Origin of the sequence: Cryobacterium breve, assembly GCF_027594785.1 — a bacterium.
In the GTDB taxonomy this organism is placed as follows: domain Bacteria; phylum Actinomycetota; class Actinomycetes; order Actinomycetales; family Microbacteriaceae; genus Cryobacterium; species Cryobacterium breve_A.
The window spans coordinates 759,053-775,298 of the sequence record NZ_CP075584.1 but is presented as its reverse complement, the minus strand read 5'-3'; the positions used below and the strand labels follow the sequence as shown (position 1 = coordinate 775,298).

At 70.1% G+C, this 16,246-nt stretch carries 10 protein-coding genes and 2 pseudogenes; 5 read left to right on the top strand and 7 right to left on the bottom strand.

Annotation, left to right across the window (positions count from 1 at the left end; genetic code table 11):
- Position 1: 1 nt before the first annotated feature.
- Both KIV56_RS03735 and KIV56_RS03730 read right to left on the bottom strand, forming a co-directional pair.
- On the bottom strand, positions 2-796 hold the full coding sequence (locus tag KIV56_RS03735) for a PucR family transcriptional regulator (protein WP_281535197.1): 795 nt from the start codon (positions 794-796) through the stop codon (positions 2-4).
- A 143-nt stretch (positions 797-939) separates the two neighbouring features.
- Complete coding sequence (locus tag KIV56_RS03730; RefSeq protein ID WP_281535196.1) at positions 940-1,419, bottom strand: PucR family transcriptional regulator ligand-binding domain-containing protein; 480 nt, start codon at positions 1,417-1,419, stop codon at positions 940-942.
- Between the two features lie 325 nt (positions 1,420-1,744).
- Between KIV56_RS03730 and gabT the strand changes: the two genes are divergently transcribed.
- The 5 genes and pseudogenes from gabT to KIV56_RS03705 all read left to right on the top strand — a co-directional run bounded on the left by gabT (position 1,745) and on the right by KIV56_RS03705 (position 7,455).
- The gene (gabT, locus tag KIV56_RS03725; protein WP_281535195.1) at positions 1,745-3,109 is read left to right on the top strand and encodes a 4-aminobutyrate--2-oxoglutarate transaminase; all 1,365 of its coding nucleotides are present in this window, start codon (positions 1,745-1,747) and stop codon (positions 3,107-3,109) included.
- Complete coding sequence (locus KIV56_RS03720) at positions 3,106-3,243, top strand: hypothetical protein (protein ID WP_281535194.1); 138 nt, start codon at positions 3,106-3,108, stop codon at positions 3,241-3,243. The genes gabT and KIV56_RS03720 overlap by 4 nt, the downstream gene beginning before the upstream one ends.
- Positions 3,221-4,418, top strand: a pseudogene (locus KIV56_RS03715) (Glu/Leu/Phe/Val family dehydrogenase). The gene KIV56_RS03720 and the pseudogene KIV56_RS03715 overlap by 23 nt, the downstream one beginning before the upstream one ends.
- An 87-nt stretch (positions 4,419-4,505) precedes the next feature.
- Positions 4,506-5,999, top strand: coding sequence for an NAD-dependent succinate-semialdehyde dehydrogenase (locus KIV56_RS03710; protein WP_281536056.1), 1,494 nt, complete (start codon positions 4,506-4,508; stop codon positions 5,997-5,999).
- 55 nt (positions 6,000-6,054) lie between these two features.
- Complete coding sequence (locus KIV56_RS03705) at positions 6,055-7,455, top strand: flavin monoamine oxidase family protein (protein ID WP_281535193.1); 1,401 nt, start codon at positions 6,055-6,057, stop codon at positions 7,453-7,455.
- A gap of 245 nt (positions 7,456-7,700) precedes the next feature.
- On the opposite strand, the gene KIV56_RS03700 is transcribed toward KIV56_RS03705, so the two are convergent.
- From KIV56_RS03700 to pepN, 5 genes and pseudogenes are all read right to left on the bottom strand, one after another.
- Positions 7,701-9,416, bottom strand: coding sequence for an FAD-binding dehydrogenase (locus KIV56_RS03700; protein WP_281535192.1), 1,716 nt, complete (start codon positions 9,414-9,416; stop codon positions 7,701-7,703).
- Between the two features lie 85 nt (positions 9,417-9,501).
- Positions 9,502-10,983, bottom strand: coding sequence for an HNH endonuclease signature motif containing protein (locus KIV56_RS03695; RefSeq protein WP_281535191.1), 1,482 nt, complete (start codon positions 10,981-10,983; stop codon positions 9,502-9,504).
- Positions 10,984-11,664: 681 nt separating this feature from the next.
- Positions 11,665-12,154, bottom strand: a pseudogene (locus KIV56_RS03690) (globin).
- Entirely contained in the window at positions 12,144-13,418 is a 1,275-nt protein-coding gene (locus KIV56_RS03685) for a mechanosensitive ion channel domain-containing protein (protein WP_281535190.1), read from the bottom strand. The pseudogene KIV56_RS03690 and the gene KIV56_RS03685 overlap by 11 nt, the downstream one beginning before the upstream one ends.
- Positions 13,419-13,598: 180 nt before the next feature.
- Positions 13,599-16,142, bottom strand: coding sequence for an aminopeptidase N (gene pepN / locus KIV56_RS03680; RefSeq protein ID WP_281536055.1), 2,544 nt, complete (start codon positions 16,140-16,142; stop codon positions 13,599-13,601).
- Between the last annotated feature and the right edge of the window lie 104 nt (positions 16,143-16,246).

Below are 16,246 nucleotides of genomic sequence, written 5' to 3'. Positions count from 1 at the left end.
CTCAGATACTGAGGTGCTCAGCGGGTGATCCGGCGCCATCACCCGACGCGAGCAGTGCCGCCCAGATGTCGGCACGGGCGTGGAAGGTGCCGAAGTCGCGCCCGAGGAGCGTCTCGGCCTGGCTCACCCGGGCCCGCACGGTGTGCCGGTGCACACCGAGTTCCGTGGCCGCCGGTCCGAACTGGCCGTTGTGCTCGAGCCAGACCCGCAGCGTGCGGACGAGATCGGTGCCGTGGACGTCGTCGTGCGCCGTGAGCGGCTGGAGGGTCGCCCGGCCGACTTCCGAGGCATCCGTGCCGGCGAGGAAGGCGAGAACGCCCTGCCGGGAGATAACGTCGAACTCGACGATGCCGGGCGAACCCTCGTGCGATCGTTCCAGGGCCTGGCGGGCCTGGGCGAGGGCGTGCGGGAGCTCACGATACCGGGCACGGTCGGAGAGGCCGAGGTGGAGCCCGAAGCCGACGAGCTCATCGAGCAGGGGCCCGGCGGTCGCGTCGACGCACAGGACCACGAGGCCGCCCTGCCGTGCGAAGAACAGGTGACCGGGGCTCTCCTCGACCCGGAGCTCGAGGAACTCGGTCAGGGCGTCCAGCCGCCCCGGCGCGGGGTCGGTCACGGCGACCCGCACCGGCTCGAACGGGAGCGGCCCCCACATCTCGGCGGACGTCGCCTGCACGAGGTCGATGTCGCCGCCGAGCAGGGCGTGCAACAGACCCGACCGGAGGAGACCGCGCGCGCGGTCGAGCGCACTGTTCTGCTCGAGCGCGAGCCCGGCCAGCGCGATCACGCTCGTCACGACCTCCTGGCTGGCCTGGTCGAGCTCGCCGGGCCCCCCGTGGGCGAGGACACCGCGTAACTGGTCGCGTCTGCCCAGGGTCTGCAGGGTGACCGTTTCCCCGCCGGCCGAGATGGAGGTGCTGGCCCGCTGCCCGCGCCGGATCAGCTGGGCCGCTTCGCGCTGCGCCCGGTCGAGGGAGCCGCGTGAAGCGGATGCCCCCGCGAAGGTGTCCCGGGGAAGACCCGGTCGAGGGACCCGCTCATGTCGAAGAGTGCGACCCAGTGGCCGAGCTGCCGGGACAGTTCGCTGAGGGTCGCGCTGAGCCCGTCCGGGCGGAGCGCCGCAAGCGCGATCGCCCTCTGGGCGCTGAGCGCCCAGGTGTTCCTGGCATAGCGGAGTTCGGCGACGAGGTCGCCCGCCGCCCGGGCGACGGCGATGAACGGCGTCTCGTACGGCACTTCGACGAGCGGGAGTCCGCGGGACTGACAGGCCGCGACGAGGGCGTCTGGGGTGCCGGAGCGGAGGACTTCCGTGCCGAAGCCCAGGCAGACGATGCCGCGGTCGCGCAGCCGGGTCACGTAGTCGAAGTAGAACGCGTCCGTGAGGACTTCCGCAAACTGGCGCCCGGTCGTCAGCAGCACCTGGTGTGCGGACAGGAACGGAGTCGGGTCGGCGAGGTCGGAGCCTGTGCACCCATTCGACGGGTTGGTCGAGGGCGTGCGGCGGCAGGCCGGCCTCGGGGGTGAGGAGGCGCAGCCGCAGGTCCGGCTGGCCGAGCAGGCGGCGCAGTCCGGGAAGTGGGGGCGGTGCGGTGATCGGGGACATGCGCCGAGTGTACAACGTGTCGAAAGTTGCCAGGCAATCTGTACAGTGCGGCGAGCGCGCCGCGGTCGACGGTCTGCCTACCATGACACCTGACATCGACGCCGCACAGTCGATGCACCTCGGTCCCGAACTGGAGCAGCCATGACAATCGTCGCATCCCCGCCCACCTCCATTCCGGTCGGCGGCCCGTCCCTCCCTCAGGAACGCCGCCTCGTCACCAGCATCCCCGGCCCGAAGTCGCAGGCGCTGCAGGCCCGAAAGACCGCCGCGGTCTCCGCGGGCGTCGGAGTGACCTTGCCCGTCTACATCGTCGCTGCCGGCGGAGGAGTGCTCGTCGACGTGGACGGCAACTCCCTGATCGACCTCGGCAGCGGCATCGCCGTGACCGGCGTCGGAAACAGCGCGCCCCGCGTCGTCGAGGCCGTCGCCGCCCAGCTCGCCCAGTTCACCCACACCTGCTTCACGGTCGCCCCGTACGATTCCTACATCGAGGTCGCCGAGGCGCTCAACCGGATCACCCCCGGCGACCACGCCAAGCGCACCGCCCTGTTCAACTCCGGTGCCGAAGCCGTCGAGAACGCCGTCAAGATCGCCAGGCACTACACCGGACGGCAGGCCGTCGTCGCCTTCGATCACGCCTACCACGGCCGCACCACGCTGACCATGAGCCTCACCGCGAAGAACCAGCCGTACAAGAACGGTTTCGGCCCGTTCGCCGCCGAGGTCTACCGGGCGCCCATGTCCTACCCGCTGCGTGACGGCGGACTCGACGGCGTCGTCGCCGCGAAGCGCGCCATCTCCCAGATGGAGAAGCAGATCGGCGCCGAGAACCTCGCCGCGCTCATCATCGAACCGATCCAGGGCGAGGGCGGTTTCATCGTCCCGGCCGCGGGCTTCCTGCAGACCCTCCTGACCTGGTGCCGCAGCAACGGGGTCGTCTTCATCGCCGACGAGGTCCAGACCGGCTTCGCCCGCACGGGCGCGATGTTCGCGTGCGACCACGAGGGCATCGTGCCCGACCTGATCGTGATGGCCAAGGGCATCGCCGGCGGCCTCCCGCTCTCCGCGGTCACCGGCCGCGCCGAGATCATGGACGCCCCGCAGGTCGGCGGCATCGGCGGCACCTACGGTGGCAACCCGCTCGCCTGCGCTGCGGCCCTCGCCGCCCTCGACACCTACGAGAGTGAGAACCTCGTCGAGCGCGCCCGCGAGATCGGCACGATCCTCACCGGCCGGCTGAACGCCATCCGTGCCTTCGACAAGCGCGTCGGAGACGTCCGGGGCCGCGGCGCGATGATCGCGATCGAACTCGTCGACTCGGCGACAGGCGAACCGGATGCCGCCCTCACCTCCCGTGTCGCGGCAGCCGTCCACGCGCAGGGCGTCATCGTCCTCACCTGCGGAACCTACGGGAACGTGATCCGGTTCCTGCCGCCGCTCAGCATTTCGGATGAGCTCCTCGTCGAGGGACTCCAGGTCGTCGCACGCGCATTGGCGAACGCATGAGCCTGCTCGAGGCCCGGCCGGCCGTGCCGACCGGCGCGGTCGCCGGCATCCGCCCCGCCACACCAGCCGCCACCCCGCTCGTCGACGCCCGGTCGCAGACTCAGCGATGCCGTGGCCCTGCTCGGCTACCCTGACGGCCTGCACGCGCTGCTCGCGACCCCGCGCCGCGAGCTCACCGTCGCCGTGCCGCTGCGCCGGGACGACGGCAGCACCCGCCTGTTCACGGGCTACCGGGTGCAGCACAACTTCTCCCGCGGCCCGGCCAAGGGCGGCCTGCGCTACAGCCCGCACGTGACCCTCGACGAGGTGCGCGCCCTCGCGATGTGGATGACCTGGAAATGCGCCCTCCTCGACGTTCCGTACGGCGGTGCCAAGGGTGGCGTCACGATCGACCCGCGCGAATTCTCCCTCCCGGAGGCTCGAGCGCGTCACCCGCAGGTACACGAGCGAGATCCTGCCGATCATCGGCCCGGAGAAGGACATCCCGGCCCCCGACATCGGCACCGACGAGCGCACCATGGCCTGGATGATGGACACCTACTCCGTCAACGTCGGGTACACCGTTCCCGGGATCGTCACCGGCAAGCCGATCAGCCTCGGCGGCTCGCACGGCCGGGCGAGCGCGACCAGCCGCGGCGTGACCCACGTCGCCCTCGCCGCCCTCCGGCACCGCCGGATCACCCCGTACGGCGCGACAGCGGCCGTACAGGGGTTCGGCAAGGTCGGCCATGACGCCGCCATTTTCCTCGCTGACGCGGGGGTGCGGGTGATCGCGGTCAGCGACCAGTACGGCGCCGTCTACAACGAGCGCGGCATCGACTTCGCCGGGCTCGACGCGCACGTCGCGGCGACCGGGCGGGTCGTCGGCTTCGCCGGTGCGGACCCGCTCGACGGCGACGCCCTGCTCGAGCTCGACGTCGACCTGCTGGTCCCCGCAGCGGTCGAAGGTGTCCTGCACGCCGGGAACGCTTCCCGCGTGACGGCACGCGTGATCGTCGAGGGCGCGAACGGCCCGACCTCCCCGGCCGCCGACCGGATCTTCGCCGCGAACGGACAACTCGTGGTCCCCGACATCCTGGCGAACGCGGGCGGGGTGCTCGTCTCCTACTTCGAGTGGGTGCAGGGCAACCAGGCCTACTGGTGGAACGCCGCAGAGGTCGAACAGAAACTCGAAGAGCGGATGCTCGCCGCCTGGCAGCAGGTCGTCGAAACCGCCGCCTCCCGGGACCTCTCCCTGCGGGCAGCAGCGACGGTCCTCGCCGTCGAACGCGTCGCCGAGGCGCACCTCCTCCGCGGACTTTACCCCTGACACCCGTTCGCTTCCCATCGTCTGCCGCACCTGCTCCGTGACCGAAAGAGAACACCCGTGACCAGTCTCACCACCGAGAACCGACCCCTGAGCCCCGCCTCCCGCGAGAACACCAGCACGGGCACCGAGCGGGAGACCGAACTCCTCGCCCGGGTCCCCGACGGTCTCTACGTCGACGGTGCCTGGCAGCCCGGCACGGGGGAGCCGATCATCGTGACCGACCCGGCCACCGGGCACGAGCTCAAGCGGATCGCCAACGCGGGCGTCGCCGACGGCGGCCGTGCCCTCGACGCCGCGGTCGCCGCCGGTCCCGCCTGGGCGGCGACCGCACCCCGGGTGCGGGCCGAGATCCTCCGTCGCGCGTTCGACCTGCTGCAGGAACGCCGGGAGGACTTCGCCCTGCTCATGACAATTGAAATGGGCAAGCCGCTCGCCGAGGCTCGCGCGGAGGTCGGCTACGGCGGGGAATTCCTGCGCTGGTTCAGCGAGGAGGCAGTCCGGGTCGGCGGACGCTACGGACAGACGCCGGAGGGCACCGGCCAGATGGTGGTCTCCCAGCGCCCGGTCGGCCCCTGCCTCCTGATCACCCCGTGGAACTTCCCGCTCGCGATGGCGACCCGCAAGATCGCCCCCGCGCTCGCCGCAGGGTGCACCGTCGTGATCAAGCCCGCCGAACTCACCCCCCTCACCACGCTCCTCTTCGCCCAGCTGCTCGAGGACGCGGGCGTTCCCGCCGGAGTCGTCAACGTGATCACGACCTCGGACTCCGCCGCGGTCGCCGCACCTCTGATCGCAGACCCGCGGCTCCGGAAGCTCAGCTTCACCGGGTCGACGGGAGTTGGCCGGGCGCTGCTTCGTCAGGCCGCCGAGGGAGTGCTCCGCACCTCCATGGAGCTCGGCGGCAACGCGCCCTTCCTCGTCTTCGAGGACGCGGACCTGGACCGGGCCGTCGACGGCGCCATGCTCGCCAAGTTCCGCAACATCGGGCAGGCCTGCACGGCCGCGAACCGCTTCATCGTCCACGAGTCCGTCGCGGCCGAATTCGCGCGCCGCCTCGTTCTCCGGGTCGAAGCCCTCCGCATCGGCCGAGGCACCGAGGCGGACGTGACGATCGGCCCGCTTGTCAACGAGGCGGCCGTCGCCAACACCGAGAACCTGGTCCGCGACGCGCTCGACCGCGGAGCGACCCTCCTCACCGGTGGGTTCCGCCCGGAAGGGCCGGGCTCGTTCTACGCTCCCACCGTCCTCACCGATGTGGCCGCGGACAGTGACCTCCTCCGCCAGGAGATCTTCGGACCTGTCGTCGGAATCATCACCTTCGCCGACGAGGACGAGGCGATCCGCCTCGCCAACGACACCGAGTACGGGCTGATCAGCTACGTCTTCACCGAGAACATCGCCCGCGGCCAGCGGATGATCGCCGGGCTCGATACGGGCATGATGGGACTCAACACGGGACTCGTGTCCAACGCCGCCGCGCCGTTCGGCGGCGTCAAGCAGTCCGGGCTCGGCCGGGAGGGTGGCCTCGAGGGAATCCACGAGTACCTGTCCCCGAAATACACCCTCATCCCCGCGTCATGAACGACCCGCACGATCTTCGAACGACCTCGCAGCACCCACGTATAGAGGAGTTTTCATGACAACCAGAATCGACCGCGACATCGTCATCATCGGCGCAGGGGCATCCGGACTGACCGCAGCGACGTCGCTGCGCCGGGCCGGCCTGACCGTCGCTGTGCTCGAAGCCCGCGAACGGGTCGGCGGCCGACTGTGGACCGACGACATCGAAGGAGCGACGCTCGAAATCGGCGGCCAGTGGGTGTCGCCGGACCAGCACGCGCTCAAGGAGACCCTCGCCGAGCTCGGTCTCCAGACCTACTCCCGGTACCGCGCCGGAGAGAACGTCTACATCAACGACTCCGGGGTACGCACCCGCTTCGAGGGCGAGATCTTCCCGGTCTCCCCGGAAACCCAGGCCGAGATCGTCGCCCTCATCGCCGCCCTCGACGAGCTCGTCGCCGAGGTAGACCCCGACCGGCCGTGGGCGCACCCCCGGGCCGCGGAACTCGACCGGATCTCCTTCGCCGGGTGGCTTGAAACCCAGACGGAGGACCAGGAAGCCCGCGACAACGTCGCGATGTTCATCGCCGGCGCCATGCTGACCAAGCCCGCGCACGCCTTCTCCGCCCTGCAGGCCCTGCTGATGGCCGCGAGTGCCGGCAGTTTCAGCAACCTCGTCGACGCCGACTTCATCCTCGACGAACGCGTCGTCGGCGGCCTCCAGCAGGTCCCGCTGCTGCTCGCGGAGCAGCTCGGAGACGACGTACACCTCGGCCAGCCGGTGCGCACCCTGCGCTGGGACGACGAGGGTGTCGTCGCGGTCACCGACGGACTTGAGGTGCACGCCCGCCGGGCGATCCTCGCGCTTCCACCGACACTGCTCAGCCGGATCTCCTTCGAACCCGCCCTGCCCCGCCGCCAGCACCAGCTGCACCAGCACCTGTCGATGGGCCTCGTGATCAAGGTCCACGCGGTCTACGAGACCCCGTTCTGGCGCGAGGACGGCCTCTCCGGCACCGCGTTCAGTCCATACGAGCTCGTGCACGAGGCCTACGACAACACCAACTTTGGCGACGACCGCGGCACCCTCGTCGGCTTCGTCTCCGATGAGGCAGCGGATGCCGTCTTCCGGCTCCCCGCGGAGGAGCGCCGGGCGCGCATCCTGCTCTCGCTCTCGCACTACTTCGGGGACAAGGCGCTCTCGCCGGCGGTCTACTACGAAAGCGACTGGGGCAACGAGGAATGGACCCGCGGAGCATACGCCGCGAGTTTCGACCTCGGTGGCCTCGCCCGCTACGGCGCGGACCTGCGCACCCCTGTCGGGCCGATCCACTTCTCCTGCAGCGACCTGGCCGGCAAGGGCTACCAGCACGTCGATGGGGCGATCCGGATGGGTCGCGACACCGCTGCCGCGATCGCGGCCGTGCTTGAGCCGGTGCTCGAGCCGGTCGGGGCTTTGACGAGCGTCCTGAACTAGGCAGCCGCCGGGCGCGCGCTCGCGGCGTCGGCTACGTCTCGCGGCGGTGCATCGAGCGCGCGCCGCGAGACGCGCCGCGAGCGCGCGGCCGCGCCCCGAGACGGATGCTGCGCCTCGGCGTGGCCGTTGCGCGTTGTCGTGTTCGTGGCGTGTCTTTCGTCTCGCGGCGTCGCTTCCACCGCGCGCCGCGAGACGCACCGCGCGCCGCGAGACGCGCCGCGCGCCGTTACCGGTGCGGCCGGGGGTCAGACCGCGGCGGCGGCGGCGGCGGCGGCGCGACCCGCGATGCGTCCGGAGAACAGGCATCCGCCGAGGAACGTTCCCTCGAGCGCCCGGTAGCCGTGCATGCCGCCGCCGCCGAAGCCGCTCGCTTCGCCGGCGGCATAGAGGCCAGGCACGGGCGCACCGTCCGGGCCGAGGGCGCGGGCGGAGAGGTCCGTCTCGATGCCGCCGAGACTCTTCCGGGTCAGGATGTGCAGCTTGACCGCGATCAGCGGGCCCGCGTGTGGGTCGAGCAGGCGGTGCGGGCTCGCGACGCGGATCAGGCGGTCGCCGCGGTAGTGCCGGGCCTGGCGGATCGCTGTGATCTGGGCATCCTTGGTGAAAGCGTTGTCGAGTTCCCGGTCGCGGGCGCGGATCTCGCGCTCGACCTGGGCGAGGTCGAGGGGAGCATCGGGGGAGAGCCGGCGCATGCCCGCGAGCAGGTCCGGCAGGGTGTCGGCGACGACGAAATCGGCACCGTGCTTCTTGAATGCCTCGACCGGGCCCGGAGCACCCTTCGAAACCCGTTTGGCCAAGAGGGCCAGGTTCTTGCCGGTCAGGTCGGGGTTCTGTTCGGAGCCGGAGAGTGCGAACTCCTTCTCGATGATCTTCTGGGTCAGGACGAACCAGCTGTGTTCGTGGCCGGTGCGCAGGATGTGTTCGAGCGACCCGAGCGTGTCGAAGCCGGGGAACAGGGGCGCGGGCAGCCGAGTCCCCGTCGCGTCGAGCCAGAGCGAGGACGGACCGGGCAGGATCCGGATTCCGTGCGCCGCCCAGACCGGGTCCCAGTTTGCGATGCCCTCCGGGTAGTGCCACATCCGGTCCCCGTTGATCAGCCGGGCGCCGGCCCGCTCGCTGATGCCGAGCATCCGTCCGTCGACGTGTGCGGGCACGCCGGACAGCAGCTCTCGTGGCGCCGTACCGAGCCGGGCCGGCCATTGGGCGCGGACGTGTGAGGGATTGCCGCCGATGCCGCCGCTCGTCACGATGACGGCGGAAGCCCGCAGTTCGAAGTCGCCGACGACCTCGCGCGAGCTGGGTGCGCCTCGGGGCGCGTCGCTCGGGGCGAGGATGCTGCCGCGCACGCCGACCACGGCGCCGTCCCGGGTGAGGAGCTCGTCGACCCTGCGGCGGTGGAGCGCCGTGACGAGGCCGGACCGCACGCCTTCCCGCACGCGCTCGATGAACGGGGCGAGGATCGCCGGACCGGTGCCCCAGACGATGTGGAACCGGGGCACGGAGTTGCCGGGTCCCAGGGCCGTCGTGCCGCCGCGCTCGGCCCAACCGACGACCGGGAAGAAGCGGATGCCGCGGGAGTGCAGCCAGGCGCGCTTCTCGCCGGCCGCGAAGTCCAGGTAGGCCTCCGCCCAGCGGCTCGGCCAGAGGTCCTCGTCACGGTCGAAGCCCGCGGTGCCGAACCAGTCCTGCCTGGCGAGGCCTGCGGAGTCGTGCACCCCGAGCCTGCGCTGCTCAGGCGAGTCGATAAGGAACAGGCCGCCGAACGACCACCAGGCCTGGCCGCCGAGGGAAGCGGGCGGCTCCTGATCGAGCAGGATGACCCGTTTTCCTGCAGCGACGAGCTCAGCCGTCGCGACGAGCCCGGCGAGGCCGGCCCCGACCACGATCACATCGGCCTCGCTCGGACCGCCACGCGGGGATGTCGCTCGGGGTCCGGTCGTGTGCGGGGGAACCGTGCTCATCGTGACTCCAGTGTCAGAAGGGCAGCGGGAGTCGAATGCTTATCGGGCCCGCGGGGCGTCGCTTCACGCGATGCTGGATCCCATGCTAGCTGTGCGGTTCCCCGGATTCACTCCAGCCGGTGAGCGCGTTTTTGCTGGTGAGGAGGATGGGTTGCTGTCGGGGGTCGAGTCCGGGTGGTGGGGTGAGCCAGTATCGGCCGGTGTCGTCGCGGGTGATGCGCCAGTGTTCGTTGTGGAGCCGCAGGTGGTCGGCCCGGCAGAGCAGGATCCCGTCGTCGAGGTTGGTTTCGCCGGTGTCGTCTTTCCAGTGCTGGATGTGGTGGGTTTCGGTCCAGGAGGGTGGTCGGTCGCAGCCGGGCCACATGCAGCCGCCGTCTCGGATGGCGAGGGCGGCTCGTTGATCGTGGCTGAAGGTGCGTTGTTCGCGGCCGAGGTCGATGCCGCTGCCGTGGTCGTCGAAGGTCACGTCGAGGATCCCGCTGTCGCAGAGGTTGCGTTCCAGGGTTTCGGTGGAGACGGTGACCGCTGTCCCCTCGATGACGCCGGGCTGGAGTGCGGGCGTCTCTGTCGCGCGGTTCGCCCCGGCATGGGATGCGAGCTCATCCGCGGCGGCGGGAGTCGACCCGCCCGGTTCCGTCCCACCGGCTGCGGCCCCGATAGACGCGGTGCGGACCTGAGTAGTCCCGGCCGATGCGGTCCCGGTTGGTGCGGTCCCGGTGGGTGCCATACCGGTCGATACGGCCCCGCTTGGTGAAGTACCGGCGGGTGTGGTGCTCGTGGGGCGGATGGTGACCATGCGGACGGCGGGGCTGCGGCCGCCGGCGATGCGCTTGGGGTCGGCCTTGACGCCGAGTTTGGTCAGGGCGAGGAACGCGTCCGCGGTGAGTTGTTCGGTCGTGCGCGGGTCGTCCTGCACCCGCTTCGCCCAGGCGGCCTGCTCCTTGTCGACGAACCGGACCCCGCCCCGGCGGGGGCTCGTGATGGCGTCGTAGGTGCTCATCAGGTATTCGCCGTCTTCCGGGGCGAACAGGCCGACCATGCGTACCTGGCCGGTGGAGAGGCGCCAGAACCGCAACGACCGGTCGTCGTAGGCGGCTTTCTCGCGGGCGGCGATGCCGGCCTCATCGAGTACGTCCCGCACCCGGCGGGCCCGCTTGAAGAGCTGGTCCGCGTTGAGGGTTCGTGCTTCGGCGAGGAGCCGGGCGAGGGCGCTGGCGAGTTTCTCCGGGGTGATCGCCCGGTCCAGGTCGCCCAGGCCTTTCCGGAGCGCATCGGCCTTCTCAACGCTCAGCCAGCCCTCGGCGAGGGCCCGGCCGATTGGGGCGTGCCACGGCGGCACCGCGGCCGGTGGCACCACCGGCGGCAGGTTCGGCACTGTCCCGTCGCGGGGTGGCGGTCCGTCGGCCCCGTCGGGGCCGTCGAGGGGCGGGGTTCCTTCGAGCCGCTTCTGCACGTCTGCGGCCTCCCGGGCGGCCCTCTCAGCGGCATCGGTCTCGGCCAGCAGCCGTCCCACCCCGAGGAGCTTGACGGCGTCGCCCTTGCTCGACCCGGAGATGGACTGCAGCAAGTCCTCCGGGTTCCGGAACCCCTTCCGGGCCGGAACCCCTTCCGGGCCGCAAGCCCCTTTCCGCCGAGCTCGGGACGCGACCGCCGGGCGAGGGTCGCCGCCATCCACGCGGCACACGTCTCCAGCGCCCGCCGGGAATCTGCGATCAACGCTTGGCCGGCGAGAACCTGCTCGTCGCTGAGCGCGTCGTAGTCAGCTGACGACCTGCCCAGGGCCGCGACAGCATCCGGCACCAGCACAGTGGCGGAGGCACGGGGAGACGCACCGCCGTGCGGCTGATCGGGCGAAGTGGGCGACTCCGGGAGAGTGGTCATGCCTCAAAGTTACGACCGACCACCGACATCCCTTGAGCCAGGCTCAGTTTTGTGGAAACATCCCCTGATCAGGTTTCTGTTGAGGAGAGACCCCCGAGAGAGAGTGCGCCGTAGCGATCCCGGTCACCCGCCCACCCCGTCATTCCCGGTGAGTGGGGGCTAACTCAGGAAGAACCGGCGGATGCGCGTGAACAGCCCCGAGATTCCGCTCCGCTGGACACCGCCGCACACAAATCTCCTGAGTTGGCCCCCGCCACGTGAGGGACCCACTTCGGACGCCCGCTAGGACCCGACTGAACCCGAGTGGGCGTCGACGGAACACCGTCGGCCGTGGATACCAGGGGAGTACCAAGGGGAGAGGCCGCGGTCAGTCGTCGAAGGTGTTGAGCATGGCGTGTGCCGCGCGCTCGAGGTAGTCCCAGAGCACGGTGCGCTGCAGGCTCGGGCAGCTCGCAGGAGTCGACCGCGGCACGCATGTGCAGCAGCCAGCGGTCGCGGGCGTCCGGGTTGACCTTGAACGGCTGGTGCCGCTGGCGCAGCCGCGGGTGTCCGCGCTGTTCGCTGTAGGTGCCCGGGCCGCCCCAGTACTGCTCGAGGAAACCCGTGAGGCGCTCGGCCGCCGGGCCGAGGTCGTCCTCCGGGTACATCGGCTTCAGCACTGGGTCACCCGCGACGCCTCGGTAGAACTCGGTGACGAGCCTCTCGAAGAAGGGTCGCCCGCCGACCTGCTCGTAGAACGAGGCGCCGATCGCCGCGCCGTTCTCTCCGTTGCGCAGCAACACCCGGGCGGGCAGTGCCGGGTCGACCGGGGTCGGGGCCGGGGCGGATGCCGGTGGCTGGGCGGGGTCAGTCGTCATGGGATCCCTCGGGGGTCGGTGCGGTTTCAGGAGTCGGCGGGCTCGGGTGGGCGGCGTCCGGCGTCGGAGCAGCCGGTGCTGCCTGGGCCTTCGGTGCGGCTGGGGCCTTGGGTGTGCCCTGGGCTGTCGGAGTGACGGGAGCGATTGGGGTCTCTGCCGTGGTAGGGCTGGCGGCGGCCTTCTGGGCTCGCGGAGCGCGGGGTGCGGGCGTCCGCGGAGCCGCGTCCTGCGCCGTCGCGCCGGGAGCGGCGTCCTCGACGGGAACGTCGTGCTGAGCCGCGGACTTGGCCTTGCGGGGCCCGCGCGGGGTCCGGGCCTTCTTGGCCGGAACGACGGTGATGTGTGGCAGCGGATCGGGCTCCGCGGCGGCGGCGACGGCGGCGATGTCGACGGGATTCGTCGGCGGCGTGGCATCCGAGCCGTCGTCAGATCCGGTCATCACGACGCTGTTGAGCGGCGTGAGCGAGACACCGAGGCTGTCGAGGGCGAGCTTGAGGTGCAGGCGCAGGTCGCGGGCGAAGTCCCACTTCGCCGACACGCGCACCTTCACGGCGAGCCGGGTGACCAGGGCCTCTGCGGAGATCGACTCGAGGCCCCAGATCTCCGGCTTCTCGAGGATGATCGACCGCCACTTGCGGCTCGAGGCGAGCGCCGTCGCGACCCGGAGCAACTCCGACTGCACGGCCTCGACATCCGAGCTGTACGGGATCGGCAGGTCGATGATGACGCGTGCCCAGCCCTGCGACATGTTGCCGACCCGGAGGATCTCGCCGTTGCGCACGAACCAGAGCGTGCCGTTCACATCGCGGATCTGGGTGATGCGGATGCCGACCGTCTCCACGACGCCGGAGGCGAACCCGGTGTCGACGATGTCGCCAACGCCGAGTTGGTCCTCCATAACCATGAACAGTCCGTTCAGGATGTCCTTGACGATGTTCTGGGCACCGAAGCCGAGGCCGGCGCCGATCGCGGCCGTGAGCAGGGCGAACGAGCCGAGGATGTCGGGGGCCAGCACCTGGAGAATCATCAAGCCCGCAATGATCACGACGAGGACGTTGACGATGTTGGTGAGCACCGAGCCGAGCGTGCGGGTGCGCTGCACGACGCGCACGGCGGCGACAGGGGACACGTTGAGTGCCCGGGTGTCGTCGACCTTCTGGGTGCGTTTGACACCCGTGACGATCTGGATCACGACGCGGCGGATCACGAACTGGAGGATCCAGTGCGCCGCGAAAGCGACGACGAGGACCCCCAGTACTCCCAATAGTTGCGGGGGAGTGTGACCGAGAAGTATTTGACGATTTCAGTCCAGAGGTTTTCCCAGTTCATAGCGCTTTCGAGTCTACCGAGAGCCGCCCGGGCGAACCCTGAGCGCGCCACCAACAGACGAACGACCCCGCACCTTTCGGTGCGGGGTCGTTCGGTGTGCGGATGCCGCCGGTGGCTACTCGGCGTCGCGCGCCTGGGCGGCGAGGGAGCGTTCCACTCCCGCGAGGTTCTCGATCACGAGGCGACGCAGCGCGACCGGCTCGGGGTTCGTCTCGAGCCACGTGAGAGTCGCCTCGACAAGCGCCTGGTTGGCGAGCGGGGACGGGTAGAGGCCGATGATGAGCTTCTCCGCGATCGAGAAGCTGCGGGAGACCCAGATCGGCTGCAGCATCGCGAAGTAGGTGTCGACGAACGGCTCGAGCAGGCTCGTGTCGTTCGCGCGCAGGAACCCGGCCGCGGTGACGCGCACGATCGTGTTCGGTGCCGTATCCGTCTCGATCAGGGAATCCCAGGCGGCCTGCTTGGCCTCCGGGGTCGGGAGGGCCGCACGGGCCTGCGCGGCCGACTGGGCGCCGGTCGCGGTGTTGTCAGCGGCATGCGCCGCGTCGATCTCCGCGCCGTCGACCTTGCCGCCGGCGGCGAGGGCGATGAGCAGCTCCCAGGCGAGGTCGGTGTCGATCTCGAGGCCCTCGAGCGGGACCGTGCCGCTGCGGAGCGCTGCGACGCTCGCGAGCTGGCTGTCGGTCGCGGCGACGGACGCGAAGAACTTCACGAACTGGAACTGTGCGTCACTGCCGGGCTCGGCATGCTGGGCGAGGGACCAGAGCGCGTCGCCGACCTCGGTCAGCGTCGAGGCCTGGAACTCCGGAGCGACGTAGTAGTTCGCGGCGAGCACGAGCTGGCCGAGCACGGTGCGGAGGGTGGTCGACTCTGTCTCGCTCGCGATGTTGCCGAGAACGAGGCTCACGAAGTCGCGGGCGCCCGTCTCGGCGTCGCGGGTCGCGTCCCAGATCGCACCCCACACGATGGCGCGGGCCAGCGGGCTCTCGATCGCGGCGAGGTTCTCGAGGGCCACCTCCTGCGAGGCCGGGTCGAGCCGGATCTTCGCATAGGCGAGGTCGTCGTCGTTGAGGAGAACGAGGGCCGGTCGGGCACGGCCGACGAGCTCCGCGACATCCGTCTTCTCGCCGTCGACGTCGATCTCGACCCGGTGGCTGCGCACGAGCTGCCCGTCGACGAGGTCGTAGAACCCGATCGCGAGGCGGTGCGGGCGGATCGTCGGGTAGTCGACGGTCGCGCTCTGCAGCACGGAGAAGCCGGTGATGACCCCGGCGGCGTCCACGGTGATCTCGGGGCGGAGGGTGTTGACCCCCGCGGTCTCGAGCCACTTCGCGGCCCAGCCGGACAGGTCGCGCCCGCTGGATGCCTCAAGCTCGACGAGGAGGTCGTTCAGCTCGGTGTTGCCCCACTGGTGCTTGGCGAAGTAGGAGGCGACGCCGGCGAAGAACTCGTCCCGGCCGACCCAGGCGACGAGCTGCTTGAGGACGGAGCCGCCCTTGGCGTAGGTGATGCCGTCGAAGTTGACGAGCACGTCGTCGAAGTCGGTGATCGTCGCCACGACGGGGTGGGTCGAGGGCAGCTGGTCCTGCTTGTATGCCCAGCTCTTCTCCATCACGGCGAAGGTGGTCCAGGCTTCCGTCCACTCGGTCGCTTCGGCGGTGGCGATGGTCGAGGCCCACTCGGCGAAGGACTCGTTGAGCCAGAGGTCGTTCCACCACTTCATCGTGACGAGGTCGCCGAACCACATGTGCGCGAGCTCGTGCAGCACCGTGACGACGCGGCGTTCCTTGATGGCGTCCGTGACCTTGGACCGGAAGACGTAGGTCTCGGTGAAGGTGACCGCGCCGGCGTTCTCCATCGCGCCAGCGTTGAACTCCGGCACGAAGAGCTGGTCGTACTTGTCGAAGGGGTAGGAATAATTGAACTTCTCCTCGAAGTACGCGAAGCCCTGGCGGGTCTTCTCGAAGAGGTAGTCGGCGTCGAGGAACTGGGAGAGGCTCTTACGGCTGAACAGGCCGAGGGGGATGATCCGGCCGTCGCTCGAGGTGAGCTCGCTGCGGATGACCGCGTACGGACCGGCGATGAGTGCCGTGATGTAGCTCGAGATCGTGTGGGTGGGTTCGAAGGCCCAGGTCTTCGCGCCGTTGCCGGCATCCGTGGGCTCTGGCGTCGCCGAGTTGGAGACGACCTCCCATTCGCCGGGCGCCGTCACGGTGAACTGGAACGCGGCCTTGAGGTCGGGCTGCTCGAAGACGGCGAAGACGCGGCGGGAGTCCGGAACCTCGAACTGGCTGTAAAGGTAGACCTCGTTGTCGACCGGGTCGACGAAACGGTGCAGGCCTTCACCGGTGTTGGTGTACTCGGCGTCGGCGACGACAGTGAGCGTGTTCTCTGCGGCGAGACCATCGAGCTGAATGCGGATGCCGTCACTGACGATCGCCGGGTCGAGGTCGACTCCGTTGAGGGTCACCGCGTGCACCGTGCGCGTGATCGCGTCGATGAACGTCGAGGCGCCCGGGGTCGCGGTGAAGGTGACCGTCGTGGTGCTCGCGAAGGTTTCGGGACCCGTCGTGAGGTCAAGGCTGATCGCGTACTTCTGCACAGTGACGAGCGCTGCGCGCTCCTGGGCTTCGATCCGGGTGAGGTTCTCTCCTGGCAACGTTTTCTCCATCTCAGTCTCGACCGGCGCTTCTGGCGCCGGTCGCACGTCTCTTTAAGCCTACCGATCCTCGGCGGCACGGTCGGTGCGACAACCGCCAGTCG